Source organism: Pseudomonas floridensis, from assembly GCF_002087235.1.
GTDB lineage: Bacteria > Pseudomonadota > Gammaproteobacteria > Pseudomonadales > Pseudomonadaceae > Aquipseudomonas > Aquipseudomonas floridensis.
In genome coordinates this window covers 1-25,344 of sequence record NZ_MUIO01000035.1, presented here as the reverse complement: position 1 = coordinate 25,344, position 25,344 = coordinate 1, and the positions used below count along the sequence as shown (strand labels likewise).

Below are 25,344 nucleotides of genomic sequence, written 5' to 3'. Positions count from 1 at the left end.
CAACACTCCCGCTTCCGTCGTTCAGGCTTGAGCGAGGAGTGCGGGCAAGCCTGCCGAGGACCGGATCAAACCACTTCGAGACGAATCTTGTGTTGGTTCAGCAATTGTTGCAGCGCCGGCACTGGCGGCTGGTCAGTGACGAGGCAGTCGATCAGACTGATGGGCCCCAAGCGGACCATGGCATTGCGCCCAAACTTGCTGGAATCCGCCGCCAACAGCACTTTACGCGCATTGGCGATGATCGCTTGCGATACCCGGACTTCCTGATAATCGAAATCCAGCAGGCTGCCGTCTTCATCGATACCGCTGATGCCCACCAAGGCAAAGTCGACCTTGAACTGCGAAATGAAGTCGACACTGGCCTGGCCGACCACGCCGCCATCCCGGCGTACGTTACCGCCCGCCAGCAGCACTTCGAAATCATCCTTGGCGCTCAGGATCGAGGCCACATGCAGGTTGTTGGTGATGATCTTCAGGTTGTTGTGGTTGAGCAGGGCGCGGGCGATGGATTCGGTGGTGGTGCCGATGTTGATGAACAGCGAGGCATTGTCGGGAATCTGCGCCGCGATGGCTTCGGCGATGCGTTGTTTCTCATCGCGCATCTGATCCGCGCGCATCGCGTAAGCGGTGTTTTCGATGCTGGAATCATAGGCCGCGCCACCGTGGTAGCGGCGCAGCAGGTTCATTTCCGCAAGCTGGTTGATGTCTCGACGGATGGTTTGCGGGGTCACGACGAACAGCGTCGCCATTTCATCGATGCTGACATAGCCGCGATCACGGACCAGTTCGAGGATCTGTTGTTGGCGGGGAGGCAGGTTCATTGTTTTTCCTTGGGCGCCCTCTGCAAATGGCGCCCATCATGCCGCAGGGACATGGCCCCTGTCAGCCTGAATCCTGCTCCCCGTCAGACGATCACTCTTCGTTTTCGTGCGGTTCCCAGTCACGCGTGCGGGCTACTGCTTTCTGCCAGCCAGCGTACAGCTTCTCTTTATGCGCCTCTTCACACAGGGGCTCGAAGACCCGCTCGATCACGGCCTTGTTACGCAGTTCGTCCAGGCTGCTCCAGAACCCGATGGCCAGACCTGCGAGGAATGCGGCGCCCAGCGCGGTCGTTTCGCGCATTTGCGGACGCTCTACATGCGTGCCGAGGATGTCTGCCTGGAACTGCATCAGGAAGTTGTTGGCCACTGCGCCGCCGTCTACCCGCAACGACTTGAGGCGTTCGCCGGAATCCTGCTGCATCGCATCCAGCACGTCGCGGGTCTGATAGGCAATGGATTCCAGCGCCGCACGGATGATGTGATCGACTTTAACGCCGCGCGTCAGTCCGAACAGGGCGCCACGGGCGTATGGGTCCCAGTAGGGCGCGCCCAGGCCGGTGAAGGCCGGGACTAGGTACACGCCGTTGCTGTCCTTGACCTTGCTGGCGAAGTACTCGGTATCCAGCGCGTCGTTGATGATCTTCAGTTCGTCACGCAGCCACTGCACGGTCGAGCCGCCGTTGAACACGGCACCTTCCAGCGCATAAGCCACTTCGCCACGCGGGCCACAGCCGATGGTGGTCAGCATGCCGTGCGCCGACTTCACGGCTTTCTTGCCAGTGTTCATCAGCAGGAAGCAGCCGGTGCCGTAGGTGTTTTTCGCCTGGCCGGGTTCAACGCACATCTGACCGAACAGCGCCGCCTGCTGGTCGCCCGCGATACCGGCGATCGGGATGCCGCTCTTGCTGTGGCCGTAGACTTCGGACGACGCCTTGACCTGCGGCAGTATCTCGCGCGGGATGTCGAGCACGTCGAGCATGCGCTGATCCCACTCCAGCGTGTGGATGTTGAACAGCATGGTGCGCGAGGCGTTGGTGTAGTCGGTGACGTGGACCTTGCCGCCGGTGAATTTCCAGATCAGCCAGGTATCGATGGTGCCGAACATCAGCTCGCCTTTGCGGGCGCGCTCGCGGCTGCCTTCGACGTTGTCCAGGATCCATTTGACCTTGGAACCGGAGAAGTACGGGTCGATGACCAGGCCGGTGGTGTCCTTGATGTACTCTTCGAGGCCGTCGCGCTTGAGTTGCTGACAGATCTCGGTGCTGCGGCGGCACTGCCAGACGATGGCGTTGTAGATCGGCCGACCGGTGTCACGTTCCCAGATCACGGTGGTTTCGCGCTGGTTGGTAATGCCGATGGCGGCGATCTGGTTGTGGTGCAGATCGGCCTGGGCCAACGCTTTAGTCATGCACGCGCTCTGGGTGGCGAAAATTTCCATCGGGTCATGCTCGACCCAGCCTGCCTGCGGGTAATGCTGGACGAACTCGCTTTGGGCAGTGCTCACCACGTTGGCGTCGCGATCGAAGATGATGGCTCGCGAGCTGGTGGTGCCCTGGTCAAGAGCAATGATGTAATTCTTGTTCTGTGTGTCTGTCATGTCGATTGCCTTGCGTTATTGGGGTGGAATTCAAGATGACGCCTGAACTTTGCCGCGTACCACGTTGGTGTCTTTATCGAGTTCTTTTTCGTTTTCAGCAGGAACGGCGCTCGGCAGGTGACGCGCAATCAGGGCACGATAACCGGCAGCGCCGAGGCAGGCACCCAGAATGGGCGCAAAAATCGGAACCAGGAAATAAGGTATGTCACGACCGCCGGTGAATGCTATCTCACCCCAGCCGGCAATGAACGTCATCAGTTTCGGGCCGAAGTCCCGCGCCGGGTTCATGGCAAAGCCGGTCAGCGGACCCATGGCGCTACCGATTACGGCAACCAGCAGACCGATCAACAGAGGTGCCAGCGCGCCACGGGGCAGACCATTGTTGTCATCACCCAAGGCCATGATGACGCCCATCAGAATGGTGGTGATGACCACTTCGACCAGAAAGGCCTGGCCGACGGAAATGGCGGGATTGGGGTAGGTCGAAAACACCGAAGCCAGTTCAAGGCTTTGTTCGCTGCCACGAATGATGTGATGAGCATGTTCGAAGTCGAAAAAAAGGCTGACGTACAGGAGGTACACCAGACCGGCACCGCAGAACGCACCGGCAATCTGCGAGGCGATGTAAAAGGGCAACTTTCGCTTTTCGAATCCGGCAAACAGGCTCAGCGCGATGCTGACGGCCGGATTGAGGTGAGCCCCGGAAATACCCGCACTCAGGTAAATGCCCATGCTGACGGCCATGCCCCAGATGATGCAGATTTCCCAAAGACCGAAAGTGGCACCCGCGACTTTGAGCGCTGCAACGCATCCCGTCCCGAAAAAAATCATCAGGGCAGTGCCCAGAAATTCAGCCGTGCATTGTCCGGTCAGTGTCGGTTGTTGAGTTGCGATGGTCATGAGTACCTCTTTTTTGTTTTTGTCGCGGCACCGTATGCAGGCACGGATGCTCGTTATTTCGGCGTATCGGAATCCTTGAGATTCTGATCACTGATGCGAGTTATACCGAAAAACCGCGTTCGATAATATTCGTAAACGAAAAAATATAGACAAGAAAGAACCCTGTCAAAGGTCGGAACTGAACGGTCACTGAAAAATATCATGGTTTGATTTCCGTTCGTTTCTGCATGTTTTGTAGGAAATCTCTTTATGGTTTTAAATAGCCATCACTGTTGCAGGCATGGCGTATCAAGGCGTGCCTCGAATATTTGGCTTAAAGTAGTGAGCGCCCTGATCTGCCCGGAGTGACGCATGACCCCCGCCCTGGATTTATTGAAAAAAGTTCGCGCCGAACACCGTATTCACAGTTATGAACACGATCCCAAAGCCGCCTCTTATGGTCTGGAGGCGGCAGAAAAGCTGGGGCTGGAACCGGCACGCGTATTCAAGACGCTACTGGCCAGTACCGAAAAGGGTGAGCTATTGGTCGCCGTGGTGCCGGTCGTCGGAACGCTTGACCTCAAAGCCCTCGCGCAGGCTGCAGGGGTGAAGAAAACCGAGATGGCCGATCCGGCGGCGGCACAGCGCTCGACCGGTTACCTGTTGGGCGGTATCAGTCCGCTGGGACAGAAAAAGCGTCTGCGCACATTCATTGACGAGACGGCCATGCCCGTCGAAACCATTTTCGTCAGCGCAGGAAGAAGAGGGCTGGAGGTTGAATTGTCGGCGACAGTGCTGGCCGCGAACACCAGCGCTGTCTTTGCGCCAATCGGCCGTGAATGAGCCGGATCAGTCGCTGACCCGGTGCGCGGCGACACTGCCCGGCGCGGCGAACAGCACCAGGTGGTCAGCCGCTACTTCGATGCCGACATCTTCGCCAGCCATGTGATCGGCATGGCTGGGAAAAATCGCTTCAAGCTGGCTGCCGGTCGGCAATTGCAGACGATACAGCGTCGAGGCGCCTTGGAATGTTCTGCCGATGACGCGTGCCTTCAAGGCGCTTTGCGGTGCATGAACAATGTCGTCCGGACGCAGCAGCACCTCCACCGCACTGCCTGCGACGCCCGGATAAGCACGGTTGCCGCGCAGCACACCGAGTTCGGTCTGCACCGATTCAGGGTCGATCATCTGCCCGCGAATGAAGTAGCCCTGTCCGATGAAACTCGCGACGAATGGCGTCTGCGGTTCGTGATACAGGTTGTAAGGCGTGTCCCACTGTTCCAGCCGACCTTCCTTGAACACACCGACATGATCGCTGACCGCGAAAGCTTCTTCCTGATCGTGAGTAACCAGAATCGCGCTCGTGCCACGGGCCTTGAGGATGTCACGCACCTCATGGCTCAACCGCCTGCGCAACTCGCCGTCCAGATTGGAAAAAGGCTCATCGAGCAACAGCAATTGCGGCTCTGGCGCCAGGGCCCGGGCGAGTGCGACGCGTTGTTGCTGTCCGCCCGACAGTTCGTGAGGATACCGCTTGCCCAGTCCGACCAGGTTGACCAGCTCCAGCAACTCGCTTGTCACTTGCTCAAGGCGTGGGTGTTTGCGGATACCGAACGCGATATTTTGCGCAACGTTCAGGTGTGGGAACAGGGCGTAGTCCTGAAACACCATGCCGATGCGGCGTTTTTCCGGTGCCAGGGTCCAGCCGGGACGCGAGATGACCTCTCCCGCCAGGGTGATTTCGCCGGCATGAATCGGTTCGAAACCGGCAATGGCGCGCAAGGTGGTGGTTTTGCCGCAGCCTGAGGATCCCAGCAGGCAGCCGATATCACCGGCGTTGAGGTGCAGATTGAGGTCCTGCACCACGCGCTGGTTGTCATAGCCGCACGCCAGATTGCGCAGGTTCAGCAGCAACGCCTGACTCATGCGGGCTGGCAGGACGGCGCGACGAGAAACTCCAGCAATGCCTTTTGCGCATGCAGGCGGTTTTCCGCCTGATCCCAGGCCACCGAGCGCGGGTCATCCAGCAGATCGACACTGATTTCCTCGCCACGGTGAGCGGGCAGGCAGTGCATGAACAATACATCCTTGTCAGCCAGGTCGAGCAGGGCACGAGTGACCTGGAACGGCGCGAACAAGGCCATGCGCTTGGCGGTTTCTTCTTCCTGCCCCATGGAGGTCCAGACATCGGTGCTGACCAGATGGGCACCGGCGACTGCTGCTTTTGGATCGCGCACGATCGTCACCCGATCACCCGCCAGCGCCATGAATTCAGGGTTGGGTTCGTAGCCAAGCGGGCAGGCGACGCGCAACTGAAAGTCGAACCGGATCGCCGCCTCTATATAGCTGTTGCACATGTTGTTGCCGTCGCCGATCCAGGCCACGGTCTTGCCCTTGATCGAGCCGCGATGTTCCAGGAAGGTCTGCATGTCGGCCAGCAACTGGCACGGGTGCAGGTCGTCAGACAGGCCATTGATGACCGGCACGCGTGAATTGGCGGCAAATTCGGTCAGGTTGCTGTGTGCATAAGTGCGGATCATCACCGCGTCGAGCATGCGCGACATGACCTTCGCGCTGTCGGCAATCGGCTCGCCGCGGCCCAATTGCGTGTCGCGATGAGACAGGAAAATGGCCTGGCCACCCAGCTGGATCATGCCGGCTTCAAAGGAAAGACGGGTACGTGTCGAGGATTTTTCGAAAATCATCCCCAGCACCCGGTTTTTCAGAGGTTCAAAAAGCACGCCGCGATTTCGCAGGTCTTTGAGCTCTACGCCACGACGGATCAGGCCCAGCAGTTCGTCTGGGGTGTAATCCATCATCGAGAGAAAGTGCCTGGCGTTCATGATTAACTACCTTTATTGCAACAGACCGCAGGGTTTCAAAGCCGGGTTTTATCGAAAAAACGGGCGAAGGCTGCGGAGAAAGCCGCGCAAGGCGACGAATAAGAGAGGCGCGATAGTATAAAAAAATGTCGCGTCTTACCAATAGCATGCTTGTTTTTGCACGTGGGCCGTCATCAGGGAGTCAGTCTTCAAGCCGTGCATTTATTCCTGCACAGCGGCGGAAACTGACTATTCTGAAGCAGGCCAATAGCCATTGCCTCACGTTGCAAAGGCAGCATTTGTACACTGCGTCAGCCGGGGTTGGCAATTAGTACCAATCCTGTAACAGTCCGGCGGCGAATGCGACGTGCATCACGCAGTTGAAACAAGAACCGTTTCCATAACATCGGCCGTAGGTTATAAAGCCTCGTTGGTACCATCATTGATTGGGGAGATTGGGAATGGACTCAAAAGAGCGTCAACTAACGGAACTGCTCGGGCTGACTGCCCGCACCTTGACCCACCTCACGGCTTCCATGACCTCAATGTCCTTCGAGCTGCTGCGCAGTGAAGACGAGGTCACACGCACCGCTGGTCGGCGCATGATTGATCGGATGGCCACCATCAGTTCCGGGCTCGATGAACACTGGCGTCTCATTGGCGACCTGACGGGTGTGCACCTGGCTCAGGAACAGATCGAAACCGTGACCGAGATCCAGTTGCAACGCAAAGTGGTTACGCCTATCGGCGGCTGACCGGTCGGGCACATCCGCTGGCCTGATGAGCCCTGATTCATGATGCGAAGCCGGGTGGCGCAGGCCATCGCCACGCACCATAGTGATTGTTCCGCGATCGATGAGATTGCCATGACAAGACCATGAGGCTGCGATGACCCGGACCGAACACTACCGCGCCTGCCACCTGTGTGAGGCCATCTGCGGCCTGACCATCGAAACGACCACCGAACCCGACGCCACGCGAAAGATCACGTCAATCAAGGGTGATCCGCTGGACCCGTTCAGTCGCGGGCACATCTGCCCCAAGGCCGTTGCGCTGCAAGACATCCAGAATGATCCCGATCGCCTGCGCCAACCGATGCTGCGCACCGGTGACCAGTGGCAGCCGATTGCCTGGCAGGATGCGTTCGACCTGGTGGCTGAAAAACTGTCCGGGATTCAGCAGCGCCATGGCCAGAACGCGGTAGCGGTCTATCAGGGCAACCCCAGCGTTCACAATTACGGCCTGATGACCCACAGCAATTATTTTCTCGGCCTGCTCAAGACGCGCAATCGCTTTTCCGCAACGTCGGTGGACCAGTTGCCTCATCACCTGACCAGCTTTCTGATGTACGGACACGGCATGCTGCTGCCGATTCCGGACATTGATCACACGGATTTCATGCTGATCCTGGGCGGCAACCCGTTGGCGTCCAATGGCAGCATCATGACCGTGCCGGATGTGGAGAAACGCCTCAAGGCCATTCAGGGCCGTGGCGGCAAAGTGGTGGTCGTCGATCCGCGGCGCAGCGAGACGGCGGCCATTGCCGATCAGCATCTGTTCGTGCGTCCGGGCGGCGACGCGGCTTTGCTGTTCGGCCTGTTGCATACCTTGTTCGATGAAGGGCTGACCCGCGACAGTCACTTGCCGGTCGACGGGCTGGACGAGGTACGGGCGGCGATTGCCGATTTCACTGCAGATGCCATGAGTCCACGCTGTGGTGTGTCGCCCGAGCAGATCCGGCAGTTGGCCCGCGACTTCGCTGCGGCCGACAAGTCGGTTTGTTATGGGCGCATGGGCGTCTCCACGCAGGCGTTCGGTACCTTGTGCCACTGGCTGGTGCAACTGATCAATCTGGTGACCGGCAATCTGGACCGGGTCGGTGGCGTGCTGTGCACCGAGCCTGCCGTGGACATCGTCGGCTCGACGTCTGGTGGCCATTTCAATCGCTGGCAGAGTCGCGTGTCAGGCCTGCCCGAGTACGGCGGCGAGTTGCCGGTCTCGGCGCTGGCCGAAGAAATGCTGCAGCAAGGAGAGGGGCAGGTCCGTGCGCTGGTGACCGTGGCGGGTAATCCGGTGCTGTCGACGCCCAATGGTCGACAGCTTGAGCAGGCTCTGGAGGGCCTTGAGTTCATGCTCAGTATCGATTTGTACATCAATGAAACCACGCGCTATGCCGACCTGATTCTGCCGTCCACATCCGCGCTGGAAAACGACCATTACGACACCACGTTCAACACCTTGGCGGTCCGCAACGTCACCCGCTTCAACCGTGCGATTTTCGACAAGCCCGAGGGTGCGCTGCACGACTGGGAGATTTTTGTCGGCCTCGCTCAGGCGTTTGCCGCCAAGACGCAGAAAGAATTGAAACCGACAATGCCGCCCGCGCAGATGATCGACCACGGGCTGCGTAAAGGGCGTTACGGCGATGCATCCGCTCACAAACTTTCCGTGGCGATGCTGGATACGCACCCCCACGGTCTGGATCTGGGCGCACTGCAACCCAACCTGGGAGAGCGCCTGAAGACCGCCAACTGCCATGTGCAGGCGGCACCTGAAGTGATACTCGCCGATCTCGCCCGATTCAAATCCGCACCCATTGCAAAGACCGGTGAATTGCTGCTGATCGGACGCAGGCATGTACGCAGCAACAATTCATGGATGCACAACTATCACCGGCTGGTCAAAGGCAAGCCGCGCCATCAGTTGCTCATGCATCCTGACGATTTGAGCAGCCGTGGCCTGAATGACGGCCAGCAGGTGTGTGTCAGTTCGCGGGTTGGCACGATCGAGGTTCAGGTGCTGGGCAGTCTGGACATGATGCCGGGCGTGGTCAGTCTGCCTCACGGTTGGGGCCATGCCCGCGCAGGTGTGCGCATGGAGATTGCGCAGCACCAGCCCGGTGTCAGCGCCAATGACCTGACTGACGAGCGTCAACTCGATGTGCTGTCGGGCAACGCGGTATTGAATGGCGTGCCTGTGCATGTCTCTGCATGTTGAGGCTCAAGACAGAGCGTCTTACTCGGGATTCCGTTACAATGCGCCACCGTGCCGACAACTGAGTCGGAAAATTCAGCCGAGGTGCTCCATGGATATCATCGAAACAATCAAAGAGCAGATTGCCAACAACACCATTCTGCTTTACATGAAAGGCGCTCCCAACGCGCCACAGTGCGGCTTTTCGGCCAAGGCTTCCCAGGCGTTGATGGCGTGCGGCGAGAAGTTCGCTTACGTCGATATCCTGCAAAACCCTGAAATCCGCGCGAACCTGCCCAAGTACGCCAACTGGCCGACATTCCCGCAACTGTGGGTGGCGGGCGAACTGGTCGGCGGCAGCGACATTATCACCGAGATGATGGCTGACGGTTCTCTGCAGGAACTGGTCAAGAACGCTTCGGCCGCCAAGGCTCAGTAACACCGCCTGTTGGTGGGGCAGTGGTAACGGTCTGGCCCATCAAATGCTTTACAGGCATGAAAAAGCCCGCTCTCCAAGGAGGCGGGCTTTTTCTATTGTGGGCTTACGAATCAGTCGCCCATCTGCGATTGCAGGTAGTTTTCGATGCCCACCTTGTCGATCAGGCCCAATTGGGTTTCCAGCCAGTCGATGTGTTCTTCCTCGGATTCGAGGATATCTTCCAGCAGCTCACGGCTGCCGAAATCGCCAACGGTCTCGAAGTGAGCAATGGCTGCTTTCAGATCGGCCAGGCCTTTTTGCTCGATCTTGAGGTCGCACTCGAGCATTTCGCGGGTGTGTTCCCCAATCAGGATCTTGCCCAGGTCTTGCAGATTCGGCAGGCCTTCCAGGAACAGAATGCGCTTGATGATCTTGTCAGCGTGCTTCATCTCGTCGATGGACTCATGGTACTCATGAGCACCCAGCTTTTTCAGGCCCCAATCTTCGTACATGCGTGCATGCAGAAAGTATTGATTGATCGCGACCAGCTCGTTTCCGAGGATCTTGTTGAGATGCTGGATGACTGTAATGTCGCCTTTCATGTTCGAGGTCCTGCCGATGGTTTGTCTATAAGCGGCGAGTGTGAGCCGCGCACGAATCGCTGTCAAACCTAAGTTATTGAATAATAAGTGAATTTAAATAGGAATAAGAATGTTTGAGTTCCGCATCTTGACGCTAAGCGCTTGAATTACAGGCATAAAAAAACCGGACATCAAGTCCGGTTCTTTGAAAGAGGGGGTATCAGGCCGCTGTAAATTCTGTCGCATAACCCAGCGCGGCGTGACTGCTTTGCAGTTCGGTCAGGGTATCACGCACCACTTCCTTCGCCAGGCAGGCACATTTTCCACATTTACTCGCAACACCCAGCGTCTCGCGAACTTCACGATAACTGCAGCAACCTTCCAGAATCGCTTCCCGGATTTGACCGTCAGTAACACCTTGGCAGAGACATACATACATAAGCTATGGACCATCGCTGGTTTATGGCTGGGTGATCAGGAGCTTAATGGTAATGAGAATGCTTGTCAAAACTGTTTTGGGTGCGCTTCAGGCAGGTCGATGAATGGTCATTCCACCGCTTTAACCAAATACTTTCATGAGTCGCGCCCATGAAAAAACCGGCACAGGGCCGGTCTGTTCACGAGCAGGTCAGGCCTCAGTCGTCGAAGTCTTCCCAGCCGCCCATTTCCTTCCAGCGGTTGACGATGCCGCAGAACAGCTCGGCGGTCTTTTCCGTGTCGTAGCGTGCGGAGTGGGCTTCGCGGCCGTCGAAATCGATACCGGCAGCCTGGCAGGCTTTGGCAAGAACAGTCTGACCGTAGGCCAGGCCCGCAAGGGTCGCGGTGTCGAAGCTTGAAAACGGATGAAACGGGTTGCGCTTCATGTCCAGGCGAGCGACGGCTGCGTTGAGAAAGCCCAGGTCGAAGCTGGCGTTGTGGCCTACCAGCACCGCGCGTTTGCAGCCGTTGGCCTTGAGGGCCTTGCGCACGCCGCGAAAGATGTCGGTCAGGGCTGTTTCTTCGCTGACGGCCATGCGCAGCGGGTGGTCCAGCTTGATGCCGGTAAACTCCAGTGCAGCCGCTTCGATGTTCGCGCCTTCGAACGGTTCGACCCGGAAGAAGTGGGTGTGCTCGGGGAACACGAAGCCCCTTTCGTCCATGCCGATGGTGACGGCGGCGATCTCAAGCAGCGCGTCGGTGGCCGAGTTGAAGCCACCGGTCTCTACATCGATGACGACCGGCAGATAGCCGCGAAAGCGGGCCGCCATGGGATGACGGGACCCGATGCCACCACCATGACCTTCCAGTTCGTCGTCGAAATGATCTTCACTCACGCGTTTTCCTCCAGGCGCCAGCGCAGTTTTTCACCTGCGCGCAGCGGTATTACGGACAACTCGCCAAACGGCAGGCTGGCGGGGGCAGTCCACTCCTCACGCACCAGCGTGATGGTGTCCTGGTTGGCTGGCAGGCCGTAGAACGCCGGACCGTGAAGGCTGGCGAAGCCCTCCAGCCTATCCAGCGCATTACGTTGCTCGAAGGCTTCGGCGTACATCTCGATGGCCGCGAAAGCGGTGTAGCAACCGGCGCAACCGCATGCCGCTTCCTTGGCATGTTGTGCATGCGGAGCGGAGTCGGTGCCCAGAAAGAATTTGCCGTTGCCGCTGGTGGCGGCGTCCAGCAAAGACGTCTGATGGGTATTGCGCTTGAGGATCGGCAGGCAATAGAAGTGCGGGCGAATACCACCGACCAGCATGTGGTTGCGGTTATAAAGCAGGTGATGCGCGGTGATGGTCGCCGCGACATTGGCCGATGCTTCATTGACGAACTGCACGGCGTCGCCGGTGGTGATGTGTTCGAACACCACCTTGAGTGCCGGGAACCGTTCGACGACACGACGCAGGTGTTCGTCGATGAACACTTTCTCGCGATCAAAGACGTCGATCTCACCGCGCGTCACTTCGCCATGCACCAGCAGCAGCATGCCGACTTCCGCCATGGCTTCGAGGGCCGGGTAGATTTTGTCGATGCTGGTCACGCCCGAGTCGGAATTGGTCGTGGCGCCAGCCGGGTACAGCTTGGCTGCGTAGACAAAACCGCTGGCCTTGGCCGTGCGAATGTCTTCGGGCGTTGTCTGGTCGGTGAGATAAAGCACCATCAACGGCTCGAAGCGGCTACCGGCCGGACGTGCAGCGAGAATGCGCTGACGATAGGCATCGGCTTGCTGGGCATTGCGAACCGGCGGCACGAGGTTGGGCATGATGATTGCGCGGCCAAAAGTGCGCGCTACGTCAGCGACGGTGTGGGGCAAAACAGCTCCGTCACGGAGATGGATGTGCCAGTCGTCGGGACGCAGAAGGGTCAGGCGGTCAGACATTGGGGATTCCAGGCGGGTCAAACTCGCAGGGAATGCTACCGGAAAAGACTCTCTCAGGCACCCGCTATCAAGTTTTGCAGGAACTTACCGATAGCTCGACATAGAAAGTGTATTTGTTTCGCGATCATTTCAAGTGGAGCCTCCCGTGCGCCAGCGATATCTAGCCCTGCTCAGCGTGTTCGCCAGCCTTCCAGCGATGGCCATCAATTTCCAGACGCGTCTGGAAAGCATCGAATGGAAAGTCGAAGGCGATCAGTTCGAGTGCCGTCTGACTCAGCCCATCACCGATTTCGGTGTGGGTGAGTTCGTGCGCCGTGCGGGTGAGCAGGCCACCTTCCGGCTCAAGGCGTCCTACAACATGCTGGGCAACGGTTCCGCGACCTTGCTGGCTGCGGCCGCACCCTGGCAACCAGGACGGGGCGACATCAATCTGGGATCGGTGCGCGTCAGCAATGGTGAAATACCCTTCAATACCTCTCATGCCCAGGCCGGACGTCTGATCAGCGGACTGATGGAGGGGCGCACGCCGCTGATCCGTCATTATTCCCGTGATGGCGGGCAGATGGAGGTGCGTCTACTGCCGGTCAAGTTCAGCAAGGCTTTCGCCGATTATCAGGCCTGTACCGCCAAACTGCTGCCGATGAACTTCGATCAGGTCAAACAGGCTGAAGTCGGTTTTCCGGGCGGCGGCATTGAACTGGACGCGGCGGCCAAGGCCCGGCTGGACAACATGGTTGCCTACCTGAAGGCTGATCCGACGGTCAACCACATCGAACTGGACGGCCACTCGGATAACAGCGGCAATCGCCTGACCAATCGTGATCTTTCACGTCGCCGGGCATTGGCGGTCATGGATTACCTCAAGGCCCAAGGCATTCCGGAACAGCAGATCACGCTGAGGTTCCATGGTGAGCGCTATCCGCTGGCTCCCAACACCAATAATGCCAACCGGGCGCGCAACCGTCGCGTAAACGTGCACCTTGAGCGCGTCGCGCCTGAAGAGCGTCCTGTGCCGGTCGCCTCGGCGAGCGCTGCTCACACCTCCTGATCACTCACCCATTCTGTCGCGAGGCTGACAAATTCTGTCGCCTCGTCGTCACAAGCTGTCGCGCCCCTGTAAATTTCCTGCTGTGAACGGTAGAATCGTCGGTTTTCCGTACAACGCGGTGGAGTGATGGCATGGCGGACGTAAACAAGGTAGTTCTCGCGTATTCCGGTGGTCTGGATACTTCGGTAATCCTCAAGTGGCTGCAGGACACGTACAACTGCGAAGTGGTGACTTTCACCGCAGATCTGGGTCAGGGCGAAGAAGTCGAGCCTGCACGCGCCAAGGCTCAGGCCATGGGTGTGAAGGAAATCTACATCGACGACCTGCGCGAAGAGTTCGTTCGCGACTTCGTGTTCCCGATGTTCCGTGCCAACACCGTCTATGAAGGCGAGTACCTGCTGGGTACGTCCATCGCTCGTCCACTGATCGCCAAGCGCCTGATCGAAATCGCCAACGAAACCGGCGCTGATGCCATTTCCCATGGCGCAACCGGCAAGGGTAACGATCAGGTCCGTTTCGAACTGGGTGCCTATGCACTGAAACCAGGCGTTAAAGTGATCGCACCTTGGCGCGAATGGGATCTGCTGTCGCGTGAGAAGCTGATGGACTATGCCGAGAAGCACGGTATTCCAATCGAGCGTCACGGCAAGAAGAAATCACCGTACTCCATGGACGCCAACCTGCTGCACATTTCCTATGAAGGCGGCGTGCTGGAAGACACCTGGACCGAGCACGAAGAAGACATGTGGCGCTGGACCAAGTCGCCTGAAGACGCGCCAAACGTCGCTACGTACCTGGAGTTGACCTATCGCAATGGCGATATCGTCGCGCTGGACGGCGTTGAAATGACGCCTGCCACCGTATTGGCTACCCTGAACCGTATCGGCGGGGAAAACGGTATCGGTCGTCTGGACATCGTGGAAAACCGTTACGTGGGCATGAAGTCCCGTGGCTGCTACGAGACCCCGGGTGGCACCATCATGTTGCGCGCTCACCGTGCGATCGAGTCGATCACGCTGGACCGTGAAGTCGCTCACCTGAAAGACGAGTTGATGGCCAAGTACGCCAGCCTGATCTACACCGGCTACTGGTGGAGCCCTGAGCGTCTGATGCTGCAACAGATGATCGATGCGTCTCAGGTTCACGTGAACGGGGTAGTGCGCCTGAAGCTGTACAAGGGCAACGTGATTGTCACCGGTCGCAAGTCCGACGATTCCCTGTTCGATGCCAACATTGCAACCTTCGAAGACGACGCCGGTGCCTACGATCAGGCCGACGCCGCTGGCTTCATCAAGCTCAATGCGCTGCGCATGCGCATTGCGGCGAACAAGGGCCGCAAGCTGTTCTGATGGGGTCTCTCGTTTGAAAATGCAGCCCTGACCGGGCTGCATTTGAAAATACTCGCTGAACAATCACCTGTCTCAGGCATTCAGCATCTGCTTTTCCCACTCTTGCGCGACTGTCTTCCGTTCATGGTGCAGGACGTTCTTTCCTCGCCAACGCTGTTACCTGTGCACCCAAGCGACAAGCCCAGTAAGTTGACAAGCTCGTCTTTCTTGATGCGGTAACGATCAAGTAATATCTGAAGCTTTTTCTCGAAAGCGACTTCTTCTAAAAGCCTTTTGTCGTTTCCGAGTGCTTCAAGTCGTTCAAGCTGCGTATTCAGTTGCTGTTCAAGTCGTCGGTATTCTTTTAGTTTCGACATGGTCGGGTCCTTGTTGCAGGGGTTGATAAGTCCTTTATGACTGTCGTGAAAGTTGATATTCGGTCATTTTCTTTTAGGGAAAAGGTTCTCGATGTGCATTGAATTTTAGAGGTGTCATGCTTTACCCACCTTTTCGTATAATGATGCTTTAACACGCCTGCACAGTTGCCGCTTCTTCGCTTTGCCAACGGCGCACCTGGCATGCGTTCACGTTTGAAAGTCGAGCATTCATGCAGTATCACCGTCCCGCTCCTGTCTAAGTTCGAACCGATAGGCCTTACCTATATTCCACACTTGGCGCAGGCTGAGCTCAAGGACTTGAGCAATTTCCGATGCGGTATAGCCCAGGCTCGAGTAATGCATCACGTGGCCGGCAATGACATCATCGACATCATCCGTGTCGCGTTGGCTTTCTCGTTTAGCCTTTTCGACCGGTCGGCTGGAATGTATTCTCACACCATGATCGACAGCCAGCTGTCGTATGTCTTTTCTGTTCATCCTCAGCGAATATTGAAGCGCGGAAAAACCGGCACCTTTGGCGACCAGTTCTTTCAACAGTTGCACTTTGGCAAGCTGTTCGTCATCAGAATCCTCCAGGGGGTTGCAAGGTGTGATCACGGGCGCGGAGGAAGTGGTGGCTTCACGATCGGGTATCATCGCGATCACGCCGCCATTGGCCACAAATGCTTCGACTGCCGTGATCAGATCAACGCTGACAGGCGCTTTTGATGATGAGCGAGAAGATTTGTTATTCATAGTCCATCCCTTTTTGAACATGGTTATATACATGGCTGCGCAGACGCGTCTTCAGGCCCGTGGCGGTAGCGTCAAAGACGCCTGTCTATCGGGCATACCATGTTCATGTTGTCTGACTGCTTCAGTTTTTATGGGCAAGGTTTAACTGGGCGCTGTGAGAAGAGCGCTAAAGTTGGCCTTACTCATGTATATCTTTTAATAGAGAGGCTGTTCAATAGTCTCGATTAATGAGTTTCTATTAAAAAAGTAACGACTGGTAATAGAATTTGCAAGTGAAAAAGTGAGGCTCTACATGAATCTATTTATGTGTTTTGAGGGTGTCTTACATAGGTTTAAATGTTGTCTGTGAGTGGTGTAGTCCTTTTCCTCTTTAAGCGTTTCACTATGGATTTGTGATGAAAACTAGTATTAGCTCCTTGTCGAATGAGCCCTTTCTGGTGTAAGAGGGCAGAAAAAGGCTTTGGTTTTTGTAAGAAATGGTGATGAGTTCAATTTGTATGTTTTACTATCAGGTGTAGGCTCTCAGGATGAGAGGTTGATTTTCTGGGTTGGAGAGAATCGATGCGTTGGTTAAATGGCTGTAGGAAATTTCTTGGTTTTTTGTAAGCTCGCTCTTTGAACATATATTTACACATAAAAGTTACTGAAGTGTGTAATTTTCAATGGAAGCCGGACGTTGATCATTGGCGCCAACGAGCGTTCGGGAGGTCAGGATTAAATGAGGCAAGTTCTGGCGCAGCCGGTTTTCCGGTTTCTTCAGGCGCAGAGGAGCGGTTCGCAATTCAGCAAGCCATACCTGCTCATTACCATTCGAATCGAAGTTGCAAGCGTCGGCCCTTAGAAGACAAGCATCTAAAGCGAGCACATTTTTCATGACTGGTGGCACTAAGCTAGTTTAATGCGTTTTTAGGAGGCCTCTCCAAGGCTGGCGGCAAAGGCCGGTTTGTCCGGCGCGAGCAATCTGATCAAATGATGGAAAAAGTTGCTGATCAGCTTGCCGAAAAAAGTTATCCGGCCCGGCGATGCTCTGTTCAGCCGCTCCGGGTAGTTGTACTGTTATCGAATTCCGAAAAGGAAAGGCTCTGTGAAAAAGATAAAAAAGAGCTCGTTCGTCTCGAGTTTTGTAGGAATATTCTGCTGTAAATGTATGAATGGTCTCTGGCTGTTAGTCCGCGGGGGGGAGCGTCATGCAAAGCACTAAACGACTAAGCTATTGTGCTGACTCTGAAAATTCGAATAGCGAAAATTGGACTGCCCATGAATAAAGTGCTGATCGTGGATGATCATCCTGTCATTCGCCTTGCTGTACGCATGCTGATGGAGCGTCATGGCTATGAAGTCATTGCGGAGACCGACAATGGAGTGGACGCGCTGCAACTGGCTCGTGAGCATCTGCCGGATATTGTCATTCTCGACATAGGTATCCCCAAGCTCGATGGGCTTGAGGTCATTGCCCGCCTGTCGGCCATGACCCTGCCGTTCAAGGTGCTGATTCTGACCTCTCAGGCGCCGGGCCATTTCTCCATGCGTTGCATGCAGGCCGGTGCTGCGGGCTATGTCTGCAAGCAGCAGGACCTGACCGAGTTGTTGAGCGCGATCAAGGCGGTGCTGTCGGGCTATAGCTATTTCCCCAATCAGGCTCTGCACACGGTTCGTTCCAGCATGGGCAATGCCAGTGAATCAGAGATGGTCGATCGTCTTTCCGGGCGGGAGATGATGGTGTTGCAGCAACTGGCGAGGGGCAAAACCAACAAGGAAATCGCAGATGGTATGTTTCTGAGCAACAAGACCGTGAGCACCTACAAGACACGTCTGCTGCTCAAGCTCAATGCTCATTCGCTGGTCGATCTGATCGAGCTGGCGCAACGTAACGGGCTTGTATGACCCTACATGGAATCGGTACTTGCCAGACGATGCTGGCAGCCTGTCGGACGCCGTCCGTAATACGGCATTCGTAAACAAAAAGCCTCTCTGCGCGGGGGGCTTTTCAAGCCCATGCGTTGAACCAAGTCACTGCGTTCGAGCTTGATCCGGGCATTAAAGATCGAAGTCGTAATCTGCGAGTTGTTTCTGCAGGCGTCGTTCTTCGAGCAGATTGTCGATCGTTCGCCGCTTGCTCAGATTGGTTTTTGCGGGCTCCACGGGTGCCTGCTCGACCTCGTCGGGATCGACAGCTACGAAATCATCATCGACGTCCAATTGCTCTTTGCCAGTACTCATGAAGTTGACTCCAGGCTTTAGCTCTATTGGCGCACCTTATATCGACAAACCTGTAGCGGGTAAAAAAGATTTTTTCAATCGATCAGGCGGCTGGAATCTATTCGGCTCAATCGTCAGAGGTTTTAAACTTGTAATCGCACAGGTCTTCTATGCGGCAGCTGCCGCAACGGGGCTTGCGCGCTTGACATACGTAACGACCATGCAGGATCAACCAATGATGCGCGTCCAGCAGGTAATGTCTGGGCACGAACTTCATCAGTTGTTTTTCCACCTCGACCACATTCTTGCCGGGCGCTATGCCGGTCCGGTTGCTGACGCGGAAAATATGCGTGTCCACGGCCATGGCGACCTGGCGGAACGCGGTATTGAGCACCACATTGGCGGTCTTGCGCCCGACACCGGGCAGTGCTTCAAGCGCCTCTCGGGTCTGCGGCACTTCTCCAGCATGACGCTCCATGAGCAAACGGCAAGTCTCGATGACGTTTTTGGCCTTGCTGTTGTACAAGCCAATGGTCTTGATGTACTCGGACAGGCCCTCGACGCCCAGTGCATGAATCGATTCGGGTGTGTTGGCAACCGGATAAAGCCGTGCAGTCGCCTTGTTGACGCTGACGTCGGTTGCCTGCGCCGAGAGAATCACCGAGATCAGCAGCTCGAAGGGCGTGGCGTACGCCAGCTCGGTCTTGGGGTCCGGGTTGTCTTCATGGAGCCTGCGGAAAATTTCCAGGCGTTTTGCGGCATTCATGGGCGACGCGTTTCCTTGGGTTTGGGTCAGATGCTTAGCGCGAGCTTTAGGCTCTGTACGAAAAGTGGCTATGCATCGATGATGCTGCGTTAAAGCCGGCATTGGAATGCTCATCTACACCACGTAGAATCCGCTTCCTTGCCTGTTTTGGCCTTGCCTGACCTTCGCTCGCCGACTTTTCGTACAAAGCCTGGCACGGTAATTTGCCACTCTACCTTCAGGGTGACCAGACGAAACAGGGCTACCCGCTTCAGGTCCCTGCAGTTGAAGCAGCGCGGAGCGCCTGCTCGGCAGACTCCAGCGTTTGTCCGGCTTGCTTGACGGCGCTTTCCAGACTCATCAATTGGTCCGCTGGCGCATGGGCGGTCTGCGCCTTCTTGAGTGCTGCGCGCGCCATGGCTTGCTGGATCCGGGCTCGCTTCACGGCGCTGTCATCGGGTTTTACAGGAGGCGGTGCCGCGGCTTCGACCGGTGCGGACAACAGTTTTTCCAGTGCCTGTTCGGCGACTTCGTATTCTTGCTGCAACTCCACCAGACGCGCCGCTTGTTCAGCGATAGGCGGATGACCGAAGGCTTTGAGAGACTTGTTCAACTGAGCGCGGCTCATGGCCACGGCGATGCGCGCTTTCTTGAGCGCTTCGTCGCCATCGGCCTTTACAGGCGTCAGCGTCGAAGTGGATGCGGACTTCTGCGTCCGTGCCAGTCGTTCCGCCTGTCTCCGCTCCTGCTCGCGTTGCAAGCGCCTGTTACGCGATTCGAACCGTTGGCGGGCGTGGTTGCGCTTGTGCAGACGAGCGCGCTGTTGTTGAGTGTCGAGTGTCAGATCACCCACGACAGGAATGACAGCGGGCAATGATGTTTGCACCAGCGGCAAAGGGTGCATGTCGATGCAGTCGACAGGGCAGGGCGCGACACACAAATCGCAGCCCGTGCATTCATCGATGATGACGGTGTGCATCAATTTCGCCGCGCCCACGATGGCATCGACAGGGCAGGCTTGAATGCACTTGGTGCAACCGATGCACTCGGCTTCACGGATAAAGGCAACCTGTGCAGGTGCCGACCCGCGCTCGGCATCCAGTGGCAGCACGGATACGGCCAGCAGCTGCGCCAACTGAGCAATGGTTTCTTCACCGCCGGGCGGGCACTTATTGATCGCCTCGCCATTGGCAATCCCTTGTGCGTAAGGCTTGCAGCCGGGGTGCCCGCATTTGCCACATTGTGTCTGGGGCAGAAGGGCGTCGATGTGCTGGATCAGGTTCATGCGCTTGCCGGATAGCGAACAGGCTTTAGCCAATATGGGTCAGGAAGTCATTCTTACTGATACGCAAAGGCCCGGCACCCGCTTTTGATCAGCGGATACCGGGCCTTATCATGCCTTACTTGATGCGCTGACCCGGCCTGGCGCCGCTGTCCGGGCTGAGCAGGTAGATTTCTTCGCCGCCAGGACCTGCCGCCATCACCATGCCTTCCGAAATGCCAAAGCGCATTTTTCGCGGCTTGAGGTTGGCGATCATCATGGTCAGGCGACCTTCCAGCTTGCTGGGGTCGGGATAGGCGCTCTTGATGCCCGAGAATACATTGCGCTGCTCGTCACCGATGTCCAGTGTCAGGCGCAGCAGTTTATCGGCTCCTTCGACATGCTCTGCCTTGAGGATCAGAGCGACGCGCAGGTCCACCGCGGCGAACGTATCGAAATCGATCTCGGCCGACAGAGGGTCCTTGGTCAGTTCGCCGTTGCCTTGCGGTGCGGTATCGGTGGCACTGGCAGCCAGGTCTTCTTTCGAAGCGGCCGTCATGGCTTCCACCTTGACCGGGTCGATGCGGGTCATCAGTGCCGAGAACGGATTGAGCTGATGGTTGACCAGCAACGTCTTGTGATCATCCCAGGTCAACGGCGCAACGTTGAGAAACGCTTCGGCGTCGGCCGCCAGCTTGGGCAATACCGGCTTGAGGAAGATGACCAGTTGGCGGAACAGGTTAATGCCCACAGCGCAGACTGCCTGGACTTCGTCCTGCTTGCCTTCCTGTTTGGCCAGCGCCCATGGGGCTTTTTCGGCGATGTATGCGTTGGCACGGTCGGCAAGGGCCATGGTTTCACGCATGGCGCGGGCGAAGTCACGGGCTTCGTAGGCGTCGGCGATGCTCGGCGCGGCAGCCAGGAATGCGTCGGTCAGTTCCGGTGCCGCGTTGGCGGACACCATCACGCCGGCGTTGCCCTTGTGAATGAACCCGGCGCAACGGCTGGCGATGTTGACTACCTTGCCGATCAGGTCCGAATTGACCTTCTGGATGAAGTCTTCCAGGTTGAGGTCCAGGTCATCCACGCCACGGCCCAGTTTCGAGGCGTAGTAGTAGCGCAGGTACTCGGGCGACAGGTGGTCCAGATAGGTACGCGCCTTGATGAACGTGCCACGGGATTTCGACATCTTCTGGCCATTGACGGTCAGGTAGCCGTGAACGTTGATGCCTGTCGGCTTGCGCAGGCCCGCGCCTTCCAGCATGGCTGGCCAGAACAGGGCGTGAAAATTGACGATGTCCTTGCCGATGAAGTGGTACAGCTCGGTGGTCGCGTCCTTCCCCCAGTAGGCATCGAAGTCCAGTTCCGGACGGCGTGCGCACAGGTTCTTGAAGCTGGCCATGTAACCGATTGGCGCGTCCAGCCAGACATAGAAGTACTTGCCCGGCTCATCGGGGATTTCAAAGCCGAAATAAGGGGCGTCGCGTGAGATGTCCCACTGCTGCAGGCCGCTGTCGAGCCACTCGGCGATCTTGTTGGCGACCGCATCCTGTAGCGTTCCGCTGCGCGTCCAGCTCTTGAGCATCGCGTCGAAGGCGGGCAGGTCGAAGAAAAAGTGTTTGGAGTCCTTGAGCACGGGCGTCGCGCCGGAAATCGCCGATTTCGGGTCTTTCAGGTCGGTCGGAGCGTAAGTGGCGCCGCATTTCTCACAGTTGTCGCCGTATTGATCCTCAGTGCCACATTTCGGGCAGGTGCCCTTGATGAAGCGGTCGGCCAGAAACATTTTCTTTTCCGGGTCGAAATACTGAGTGATCGAGCGCGTCGCGATATGCCCGGCGTCGCGCAGGCGGGTATAGATCATGCTCGACAGTTCACGGTTTTCGTCCGAGTGCGTCGAGTGGAAGTTATCGAAATCCACCAGGAAGTCGGCAAAGTCGGCACTGTGTTCGGCCTTGACGTTGGCGATCAATTGCTCTGGCGTGATGCCTTCCTTCTCGGCGCGCAGCATGATTGCCGAGCCATGGGCGTCGTCTGCACAGACGTACGTGCACTGATTGCCGCGGTGCTTCTGGAAACGCACCCACATGTCGGTCTGAATGTACTCGAGCATGTGGCCAAGGTGGATGGAACCATTGGCATAGGGCAGGGCGCTGGTAACGAGAATCTTGCGTGGCTCGGACATGGGGCTCGGCTACTTGAACTGAAACGGAGGTCGGCCACTATAAAGGTCTGAGCAATTTTTTTCACCTCGTGCCGTTGTGGGAATACGCCTGGATATGCAGCGAAACCATGTCGGCACTCGACAGAACAGGTAGGATAGCCGCCTGTTTTAGTCAGTCTTTTTTCGGAGCGAGCCCATGAGCGCTGTCAATCGCGCGGCGGTGGAGACGATTCTTCGCCAGTACACCGACCCCTATCTGAATCAGGACCCGTTGAGCGCCGGTTGCGTGCGGGCCATCGACATTGACGGTACGCAGGTTACGTTGCGTCTCGAGCTGGGCTACGCCGCCGACCTGTTCAAGAACGGCTGGGCGCATGTCTTGAAGACTGCCATCGAGAATATCGATGGGGTTTCAGCGGCCAGGGTCGAGATCACTACCCTGATCGGTGCGCACAAGGCCCAGAGTCAGATTCCGGGCCTGGCCAATGTGAAGAACATCGTTGCCGTTGCTTCGGGCAAGGGCGGCGTCGGCAAATCCACCACCGCTGCCAATCTGGCGCTGGCGCTGTCCCGTGAGGGCGCTCGGGTGGGTATTCTGGACGCCGATATCTATGGGCCGAGTCAGGGTGTGATGTTCGGCATTCCTGAAGGCACGCGTCCGAAGATCAAGGATCAGAAATGGTTCGTGCCAATCGAGGCGCATGGCATCGAAGTGATGTCCATGGCGTTTCTCACCGACGACAACACGCCCATGGTCTGGCGCGGTCCGATGGTGTCGGGCGCGCTTTTGCAGTTGGTAACGCAGACGGCGTGGAATGATCTGGACTACCTGATCATCGACATGCCGCCTGGCACTGGCGATATCCAGTTGACGCTGGCACAAAAAATCCCGGTGGCCGGGGCCGTCATCGTCACCACGCCGCAGGATCTTGCGCTGCTGGATGCCCGTAAAGGCGTCGAGATGTTCCGCAAGGTCAATATTCCGGTGTTGGGCGTCGTTGAAAACATGGCCGTGCACATCTGCTCCAACTGTGGACATGCCGAGCATCTGTTCGGTGAGGGTGGTGGCGAGAAGCTGGCTTCGCAGTACGACGTCGAACTGCTGGCTTCGTTGCCGCTGTCGATGTTGATTCGCGAGCAGGCAGATGGCGGCAGGCCCACGGCGATTGCCGAGCCGGAGAGTCAGATTGCGATGGTGTATCAGGAACTGGCTCGCCATGTCGGCGCACGAATCGTCCTGCAGGAAGCGGTCAGTCCGGCCATGCCGACGATTTCGGTCAGTGATGACTGACAGGTAGGGCGCAATCAGGGTCGGCCAGTTCGGCCCCGGTTTGCCAGATTACGATGCACAGGCTCAAATGCCAGGCAACAAAAAACCCCGCTTTTGAGGGCGGGGTTTTTAAGCGAATCAGTACAAGTTAGATAACTTGAACTTCTTCAGCTTGCATGCCTTTCTGACCGCGGGTAGCGATGAAAGAGACCTGCTGGCCTTCTTTCAGGCTTTTGAAGCCGTCGGACTGAATGGCTTTGAAGTGTACGAACAGGTCGTCACCGGATTGTGGAGTGATGAAGCCGAAGCCTTTTTCATCGTTGAACCACTTAACGGTACCAGTTTGGCGATTGGACATAGTAAATCTCCTTGGACAAAGTTAACTGCGGCTTAGGAAGAGCCCTGGCCGAGACTGAGTGCAAAGAGCTGGAAAATTCATGGAGATGGTTGGATCGAAATTCAACATCGTGTAGAGATTCTCAGTGACACAAGCAACACAGTGACGCCACCTTAACCCTTTTTGTCGGACGTGCCAATGGTCTGTCGAGGATTATTTCCAATCGCGTCGAAAGTACGGCTCGTGTGTCATGGGCTGGGGATATGTTGCCTTTGAACACGTGGCGCAGGCCCGGTAAGATGCCCATCATCTTTTTCACCTCGTAAATCAGGACATCGCCATGAGCATCAAATCGGATAAGTGGATTCGCCGCATGGCGCAAGAGCACGGCATGATCGAGCCCTTCGTCGAGCGTCAGATGCGTGGCGAAGGTGCCGACCGGCTGATCTCCTTCGGGGTGTCGAGCTATGGCTATGATGTGCGTTGCGCCGACGAATTCAAGGTGTTCACCAACATCAATTCGGCCACTGTCGATCCCAAGAATTTCGATGAAAAAAGCTTCGTCGACATCAAGAGCGACGTCTGCATCATCCCGCCGAACTCGTTCGCGCTGGCGCGTACCGTCGAATATTTCCGTATCCCACGCAATGTTTTGACCATCTGTCTGGGCAAAAGCACCTATGCGCGCTGCGGAATCATCGTCAACGTGACACCGCTGGAGCCTGAGTGGGAAGGTCACGTTACCCTTGAGTTTTCCAATACCACCACGCTGCCAGCCAAGATTTACGCTAACGAAGGCGTGGCGCAGATGCTTTTCCTGGAATCCGACGAAGAGTGCGAAGTGTCCTATAAGGACCGTGGTGGCAAGTACCAGGGGCAGCGCGGTGTCACACTGCCACGCACCTGATTCAACAGCGCTTTCAATGCGCCGATGGAATTAATGTTCGTTTTCGCACTCTATTGCCTCACATGCATTCGCTTACGGTTGTAAGCGAAGGCCATTGATCAGGAGTGACCTATGAAGACTACGTTCAAAATCTCTGAACAGGAAACATCTCCTCCACTCAACGAGATCGGGCTGCTGGCCTGGTCGCTGATGGCTCACGCAGAGCTGAACCTGGTGGGGGGCGGTATTCCGGGTGACCCGGGTACTGACACTCCGTATCCACCACCGCCCTCCCAGCCTCAAGAGCCGGGCGAACCCACCTTGCCAGATGAGCCACCGCCCACACCTGTTGCCTGATCACCGAACGCCCGCTGCCTCCTTGGAGGCAGCGGGCGTTTTCGTCAGTCGGTCATGGTATGGCGAGGCGGGTCAAGCGATCTTCCAGACAGGGCCGCGCCCCATGAGATAAACGGGGGGGCCGGTAAACGGCGTGGGACTTAATCGCCCCCGTAAATCCCCGCAAAACGGGAGC

At 57.0% G+C, this 25,344-nt stretch carries 27 protein-coding genes; 10 read left to right on the top strand and 17 right to left on the bottom strand.

The annotated features are described in order from the left end of the window. Positions 1-65 precede the first annotated feature (65 nt). From BZK31_RS10840 to BZK31_RS10830, 3 genes are all read right to left on the bottom strand, one after another. Positions 66-821 (bottom strand): DeoR/GlpR family transcriptional regulator, encoded by a 756-nt coding sequence (locus BZK31_RS10840; RefSeq protein WP_083182656.1) that lies wholly within the window; start codon positions 819-821, stop codon positions 66-68. A gap of 91 nt (positions 822-912) precedes the next feature. Further along, positions 913-2,418: a glycerol kinase GlpK gene (gene glpK, locus BZK31_RS10835; protein ID WP_083182655.1), complete on the bottom strand. Its 1,506-nt coding sequence runs from the start codon at positions 2,416-2,418 to the stop codon at positions 913-915. 30 nt (positions 2,419-2,448) lie between these two features. Next, entirely contained in the window at positions 2,449-3,318 is an 870-nt protein-coding gene (locus BZK31_RS10830) for an MIP/aquaporin family protein (protein ID WP_083182654.1), read from the bottom strand. Between the two features lie 351 nt (positions 3,319-3,669). Here BZK31_RS10830 and ybaK point away from each other — a divergent pair, with 351 nt between their 5' ends. Beyond that, a complete protein-coding gene (gene ybaK / locus BZK31_RS10825; protein ID WP_083182653.1) occupies positions 3,670-4,140 on the top strand; it encodes a Cys-tRNA(Pro) deacylase in 471 nt (156 codons plus the stop codon). Positions 4,141-4,146: 6 nt separating this feature from the next. Here the strand turns inward: ybaK and BZK31_RS10820 are convergent, their stop codons facing one another. Both BZK31_RS10820 and argF read right to left on the bottom strand, forming a co-directional pair. Further along, positions 4,147-5,223 (bottom strand): ABC transporter ATP-binding protein, encoded by a 1,077-nt coding sequence (locus BZK31_RS10820; protein ID WP_083182652.1) that lies wholly within the window; start codon positions 5,221-5,223, stop codon positions 4,147-4,149. After that, positions 5,220-6,140, bottom strand: coding sequence for an ornithine carbamoyltransferase (gene argF / locus BZK31_RS10815; RefSeq protein ID WP_083182651.1), 921 nt, complete (start codon positions 6,138-6,140; stop codon positions 5,220-5,222). The genes BZK31_RS10820 and argF overlap by 4 nt, the downstream gene beginning before the upstream one ends. A gap of 440 nt (positions 6,141-6,580) precedes the next feature. Here argF and BZK31_RS10810 point away from each other — a divergent pair, with 440 nt between their 5' ends. From BZK31_RS10810 to grxD, 3 genes are all read left to right on the top strand, one after another. Next, on the top strand, positions 6,581-6,874 hold the full coding sequence (locus tag BZK31_RS10810) for a hypothetical protein (protein ID WP_025993861.1): 294 nt from the start codon (positions 6,581-6,583) through the stop codon (positions 6,872-6,874). A 133-nt stretch (positions 6,875-7,007) separates the two neighbouring features. Beyond that, positions 7,008-9,116 (top strand): molybdopterin oxidoreductase family protein, encoded by a 2,109-nt coding sequence (locus tag BZK31_RS10805; RefSeq protein ID WP_083182650.1) that lies wholly within the window; start codon positions 7,008-7,010, stop codon positions 9,114-9,116. An 88-nt stretch (positions 9,117-9,204) separates the two neighbouring features. Next, on the top strand, positions 9,205-9,531 hold the full coding sequence (gene grxD / locus BZK31_RS10800; protein ID WP_083182649.1) for a Grx4 family monothiol glutaredoxin: 327 nt from the start codon (positions 9,205-9,207) through the stop codon (positions 9,529-9,531). A 110-nt stretch (positions 9,532-9,641) separates the two neighbouring features. Here the strand turns inward: grxD and bfr are convergent, their stop codons facing one another. The 4 genes from bfr to pyrC all read right to left on the bottom strand — a co-directional run bounded on the left by bfr (position 9,642) and on the right by pyrC (position 12,444). Next, on the bottom strand, positions 9,642-10,112 hold the full coding sequence (gene bfr, locus BZK31_RS10795) for a bacterioferritin (RefSeq protein ID WP_083182648.1): 471 nt from the start codon (positions 10,110-10,112) through the stop codon (positions 9,642-9,644). A 199-nt stretch (positions 10,113-10,311) separates the two neighbouring features. Continuing rightward, positions 10,312-10,530 (bottom strand): bacterioferritin-associated ferredoxin, encoded by a 219-nt coding sequence (locus BZK31_RS10790; protein ID WP_083182647.1) that lies wholly within the window; start codon positions 10,528-10,530, stop codon positions 10,312-10,314. Between the two features lie 196 nt (positions 10,531-10,726). Further along, positions 10,727-11,404, bottom strand: a complete 678-nt coding sequence (rnt, locus tag BZK31_RS10785; RefSeq protein WP_083182646.1) for a ribonuclease T — start codon at positions 11,402-11,404, stop codon at positions 10,727-10,729. Next, entirely contained in the window at positions 11,401-12,444 is a 1,044-nt protein-coding gene (gene pyrC, locus BZK31_RS10780) for a dihydroorotase (protein WP_083182645.1), read from the bottom strand. The genes rnt and pyrC overlap by 4 nt, the downstream gene beginning before the upstream one ends. A gap of 145 nt (positions 12,445-12,589) precedes the next feature. Between pyrC and BZK31_RS10775 the strand changes: the two genes are divergently transcribed. Together BZK31_RS10775 and BZK31_RS10770 are read left to right on the top strand one after the other, a co-directional pair. After that, positions 12,590-13,492, top strand: a complete 903-nt coding sequence (locus BZK31_RS10775) for an OmpA family protein (RefSeq protein ID WP_083182644.1) — start codon at positions 12,590-12,592, stop codon at positions 13,490-13,492. Between the two features lie 131 nt (positions 13,493-13,623). Next, positions 13,624-14,841, top strand: coding sequence for an argininosuccinate synthase (locus tag BZK31_RS10770; protein ID WP_029244609.1), 1,218 nt, complete (start codon positions 13,624-13,626; stop codon positions 14,839-14,841). A gap of 80 nt (positions 14,842-14,921) precedes the next feature. Here BZK31_RS10770 and BZK31_RS10765 read toward each other — a convergent pair whose 3' ends face one another. The 3 genes from BZK31_RS10765 to BZK31_RS29700 all read right to left on the bottom strand — a co-directional run bounded on the left by BZK31_RS10765 (position 14,922) and on the right by BZK31_RS29700 (position 16,827). Then, entirely contained in the window at positions 14,922-15,197 is a 276-nt protein-coding gene (locus tag BZK31_RS10765) for a hypothetical protein (protein WP_083182643.1), read from the bottom strand. Between the two features lie 228 nt (positions 15,198-15,425). Next, positions 15,426-15,953, bottom strand: a complete 528-nt coding sequence (locus BZK31_RS10760) for a hypothetical protein (RefSeq protein ID WP_083182642.1) — start codon at positions 15,951-15,953, stop codon at positions 15,426-15,428. A gap of 640 nt (positions 15,954-16,593) precedes the next feature. After that, positions 16,594-16,827, bottom strand: a complete 234-nt coding sequence (locus BZK31_RS29700) for a hypothetical protein (protein ID WP_167377923.1) — start codon at positions 16,825-16,827, stop codon at positions 16,594-16,596. Positions 16,828-17,210: 383 nt separating this feature from the next. Between BZK31_RS29700 and BZK31_RS10755 the strand changes: the two genes are divergently transcribed. Further along, positions 17,211-17,837: a response regulator transcription factor gene (locus BZK31_RS10755; protein ID WP_004881876.1), complete on the top strand. Its 627-nt coding sequence runs from the start codon at positions 17,211-17,213 to the stop codon at positions 17,835-17,837. Between the two features lie 153 nt (positions 17,838-17,990). On the opposite strand, the gene BZK31_RS10750 is transcribed toward BZK31_RS10755, so the two are convergent. The 4 genes from BZK31_RS10750 to metG all read right to left on the bottom strand — a co-directional run bounded on the left by BZK31_RS10750 (position 17,991) and on the right by metG (position 22,340). Then, positions 17,991-18,173: a PA3496 family putative envelope integrity protein gene (locus BZK31_RS10750; RefSeq protein WP_083182641.1), complete on the bottom strand. Its 183-nt coding sequence runs from the start codon at positions 18,171-18,173 to the stop codon at positions 17,991-17,993. A gap of 106 nt (positions 18,174-18,279) precedes the next feature. Next, positions 18,280-18,918 (bottom strand): endonuclease III, encoded by a 639-nt coding sequence (gene nth, locus BZK31_RS10745; protein ID WP_083182640.1) that lies wholly within the window; start codon positions 18,916-18,918, stop codon positions 18,280-18,282. Between the two features lie 250 nt (positions 18,919-19,168). Beyond that, positions 19,169-20,182, bottom strand: a complete 1,014-nt coding sequence (gene rsxB, locus BZK31_RS10740) for an electron transport complex subunit RsxB (protein WP_083182639.1) — start codon at positions 20,180-20,182, stop codon at positions 19,169-19,171. A 115-nt stretch (positions 20,183-20,297) separates the two neighbouring features. Beyond that, on the bottom strand, positions 20,298-22,340 hold the full coding sequence (gene metG, locus BZK31_RS10735) for a methionine--tRNA ligase (protein WP_083182638.1): 2,043 nt from the start codon (positions 22,338-22,340) through the stop codon (positions 20,298-20,300). Between the two features lie 175 nt (positions 22,341-22,515). Between metG and apbC the strand changes: the two genes are divergently transcribed. Further along, positions 22,516-23,610 (top strand): iron-sulfur cluster carrier protein ApbC, encoded by a 1,095-nt coding sequence (gene apbC, locus BZK31_RS10730; RefSeq protein ID WP_083182637.1) that lies wholly within the window; start codon positions 22,516-22,518, stop codon positions 23,608-23,610. 127 nt (positions 23,611-23,737) lie between these two features. Here apbC and BZK31_RS10725 read toward each other — a convergent pair whose 3' ends face one another. Then, complete coding sequence (locus tag BZK31_RS10725; protein ID WP_002554837.1) at positions 23,738-23,947, bottom strand: cold-shock protein; 210 nt, start codon at positions 23,945-23,947, stop codon at positions 23,738-23,740. A gap of 319 nt (positions 23,948-24,266) precedes the next feature. Between BZK31_RS10725 and dcd the strand changes: the two genes are divergently transcribed. Further along, positions 24,267-24,833 (top strand): dCTP deaminase, encoded by a 567-nt coding sequence (gene dcd / locus BZK31_RS10720; RefSeq protein ID WP_017126297.1) that lies wholly within the window; start codon positions 24,267-24,269, stop codon positions 24,831-24,833. A 111-nt stretch (positions 24,834-24,944) separates the two neighbouring features. Beyond that, positions 24,945-25,169, top strand: coding sequence for a hypothetical protein (locus tag BZK31_RS10715; RefSeq protein ID WP_083182636.1), 225 nt, complete (start codon positions 24,945-24,947; stop codon positions 25,167-25,169). Positions 25,170-25,344: the final 175 nt, after the last annotated feature.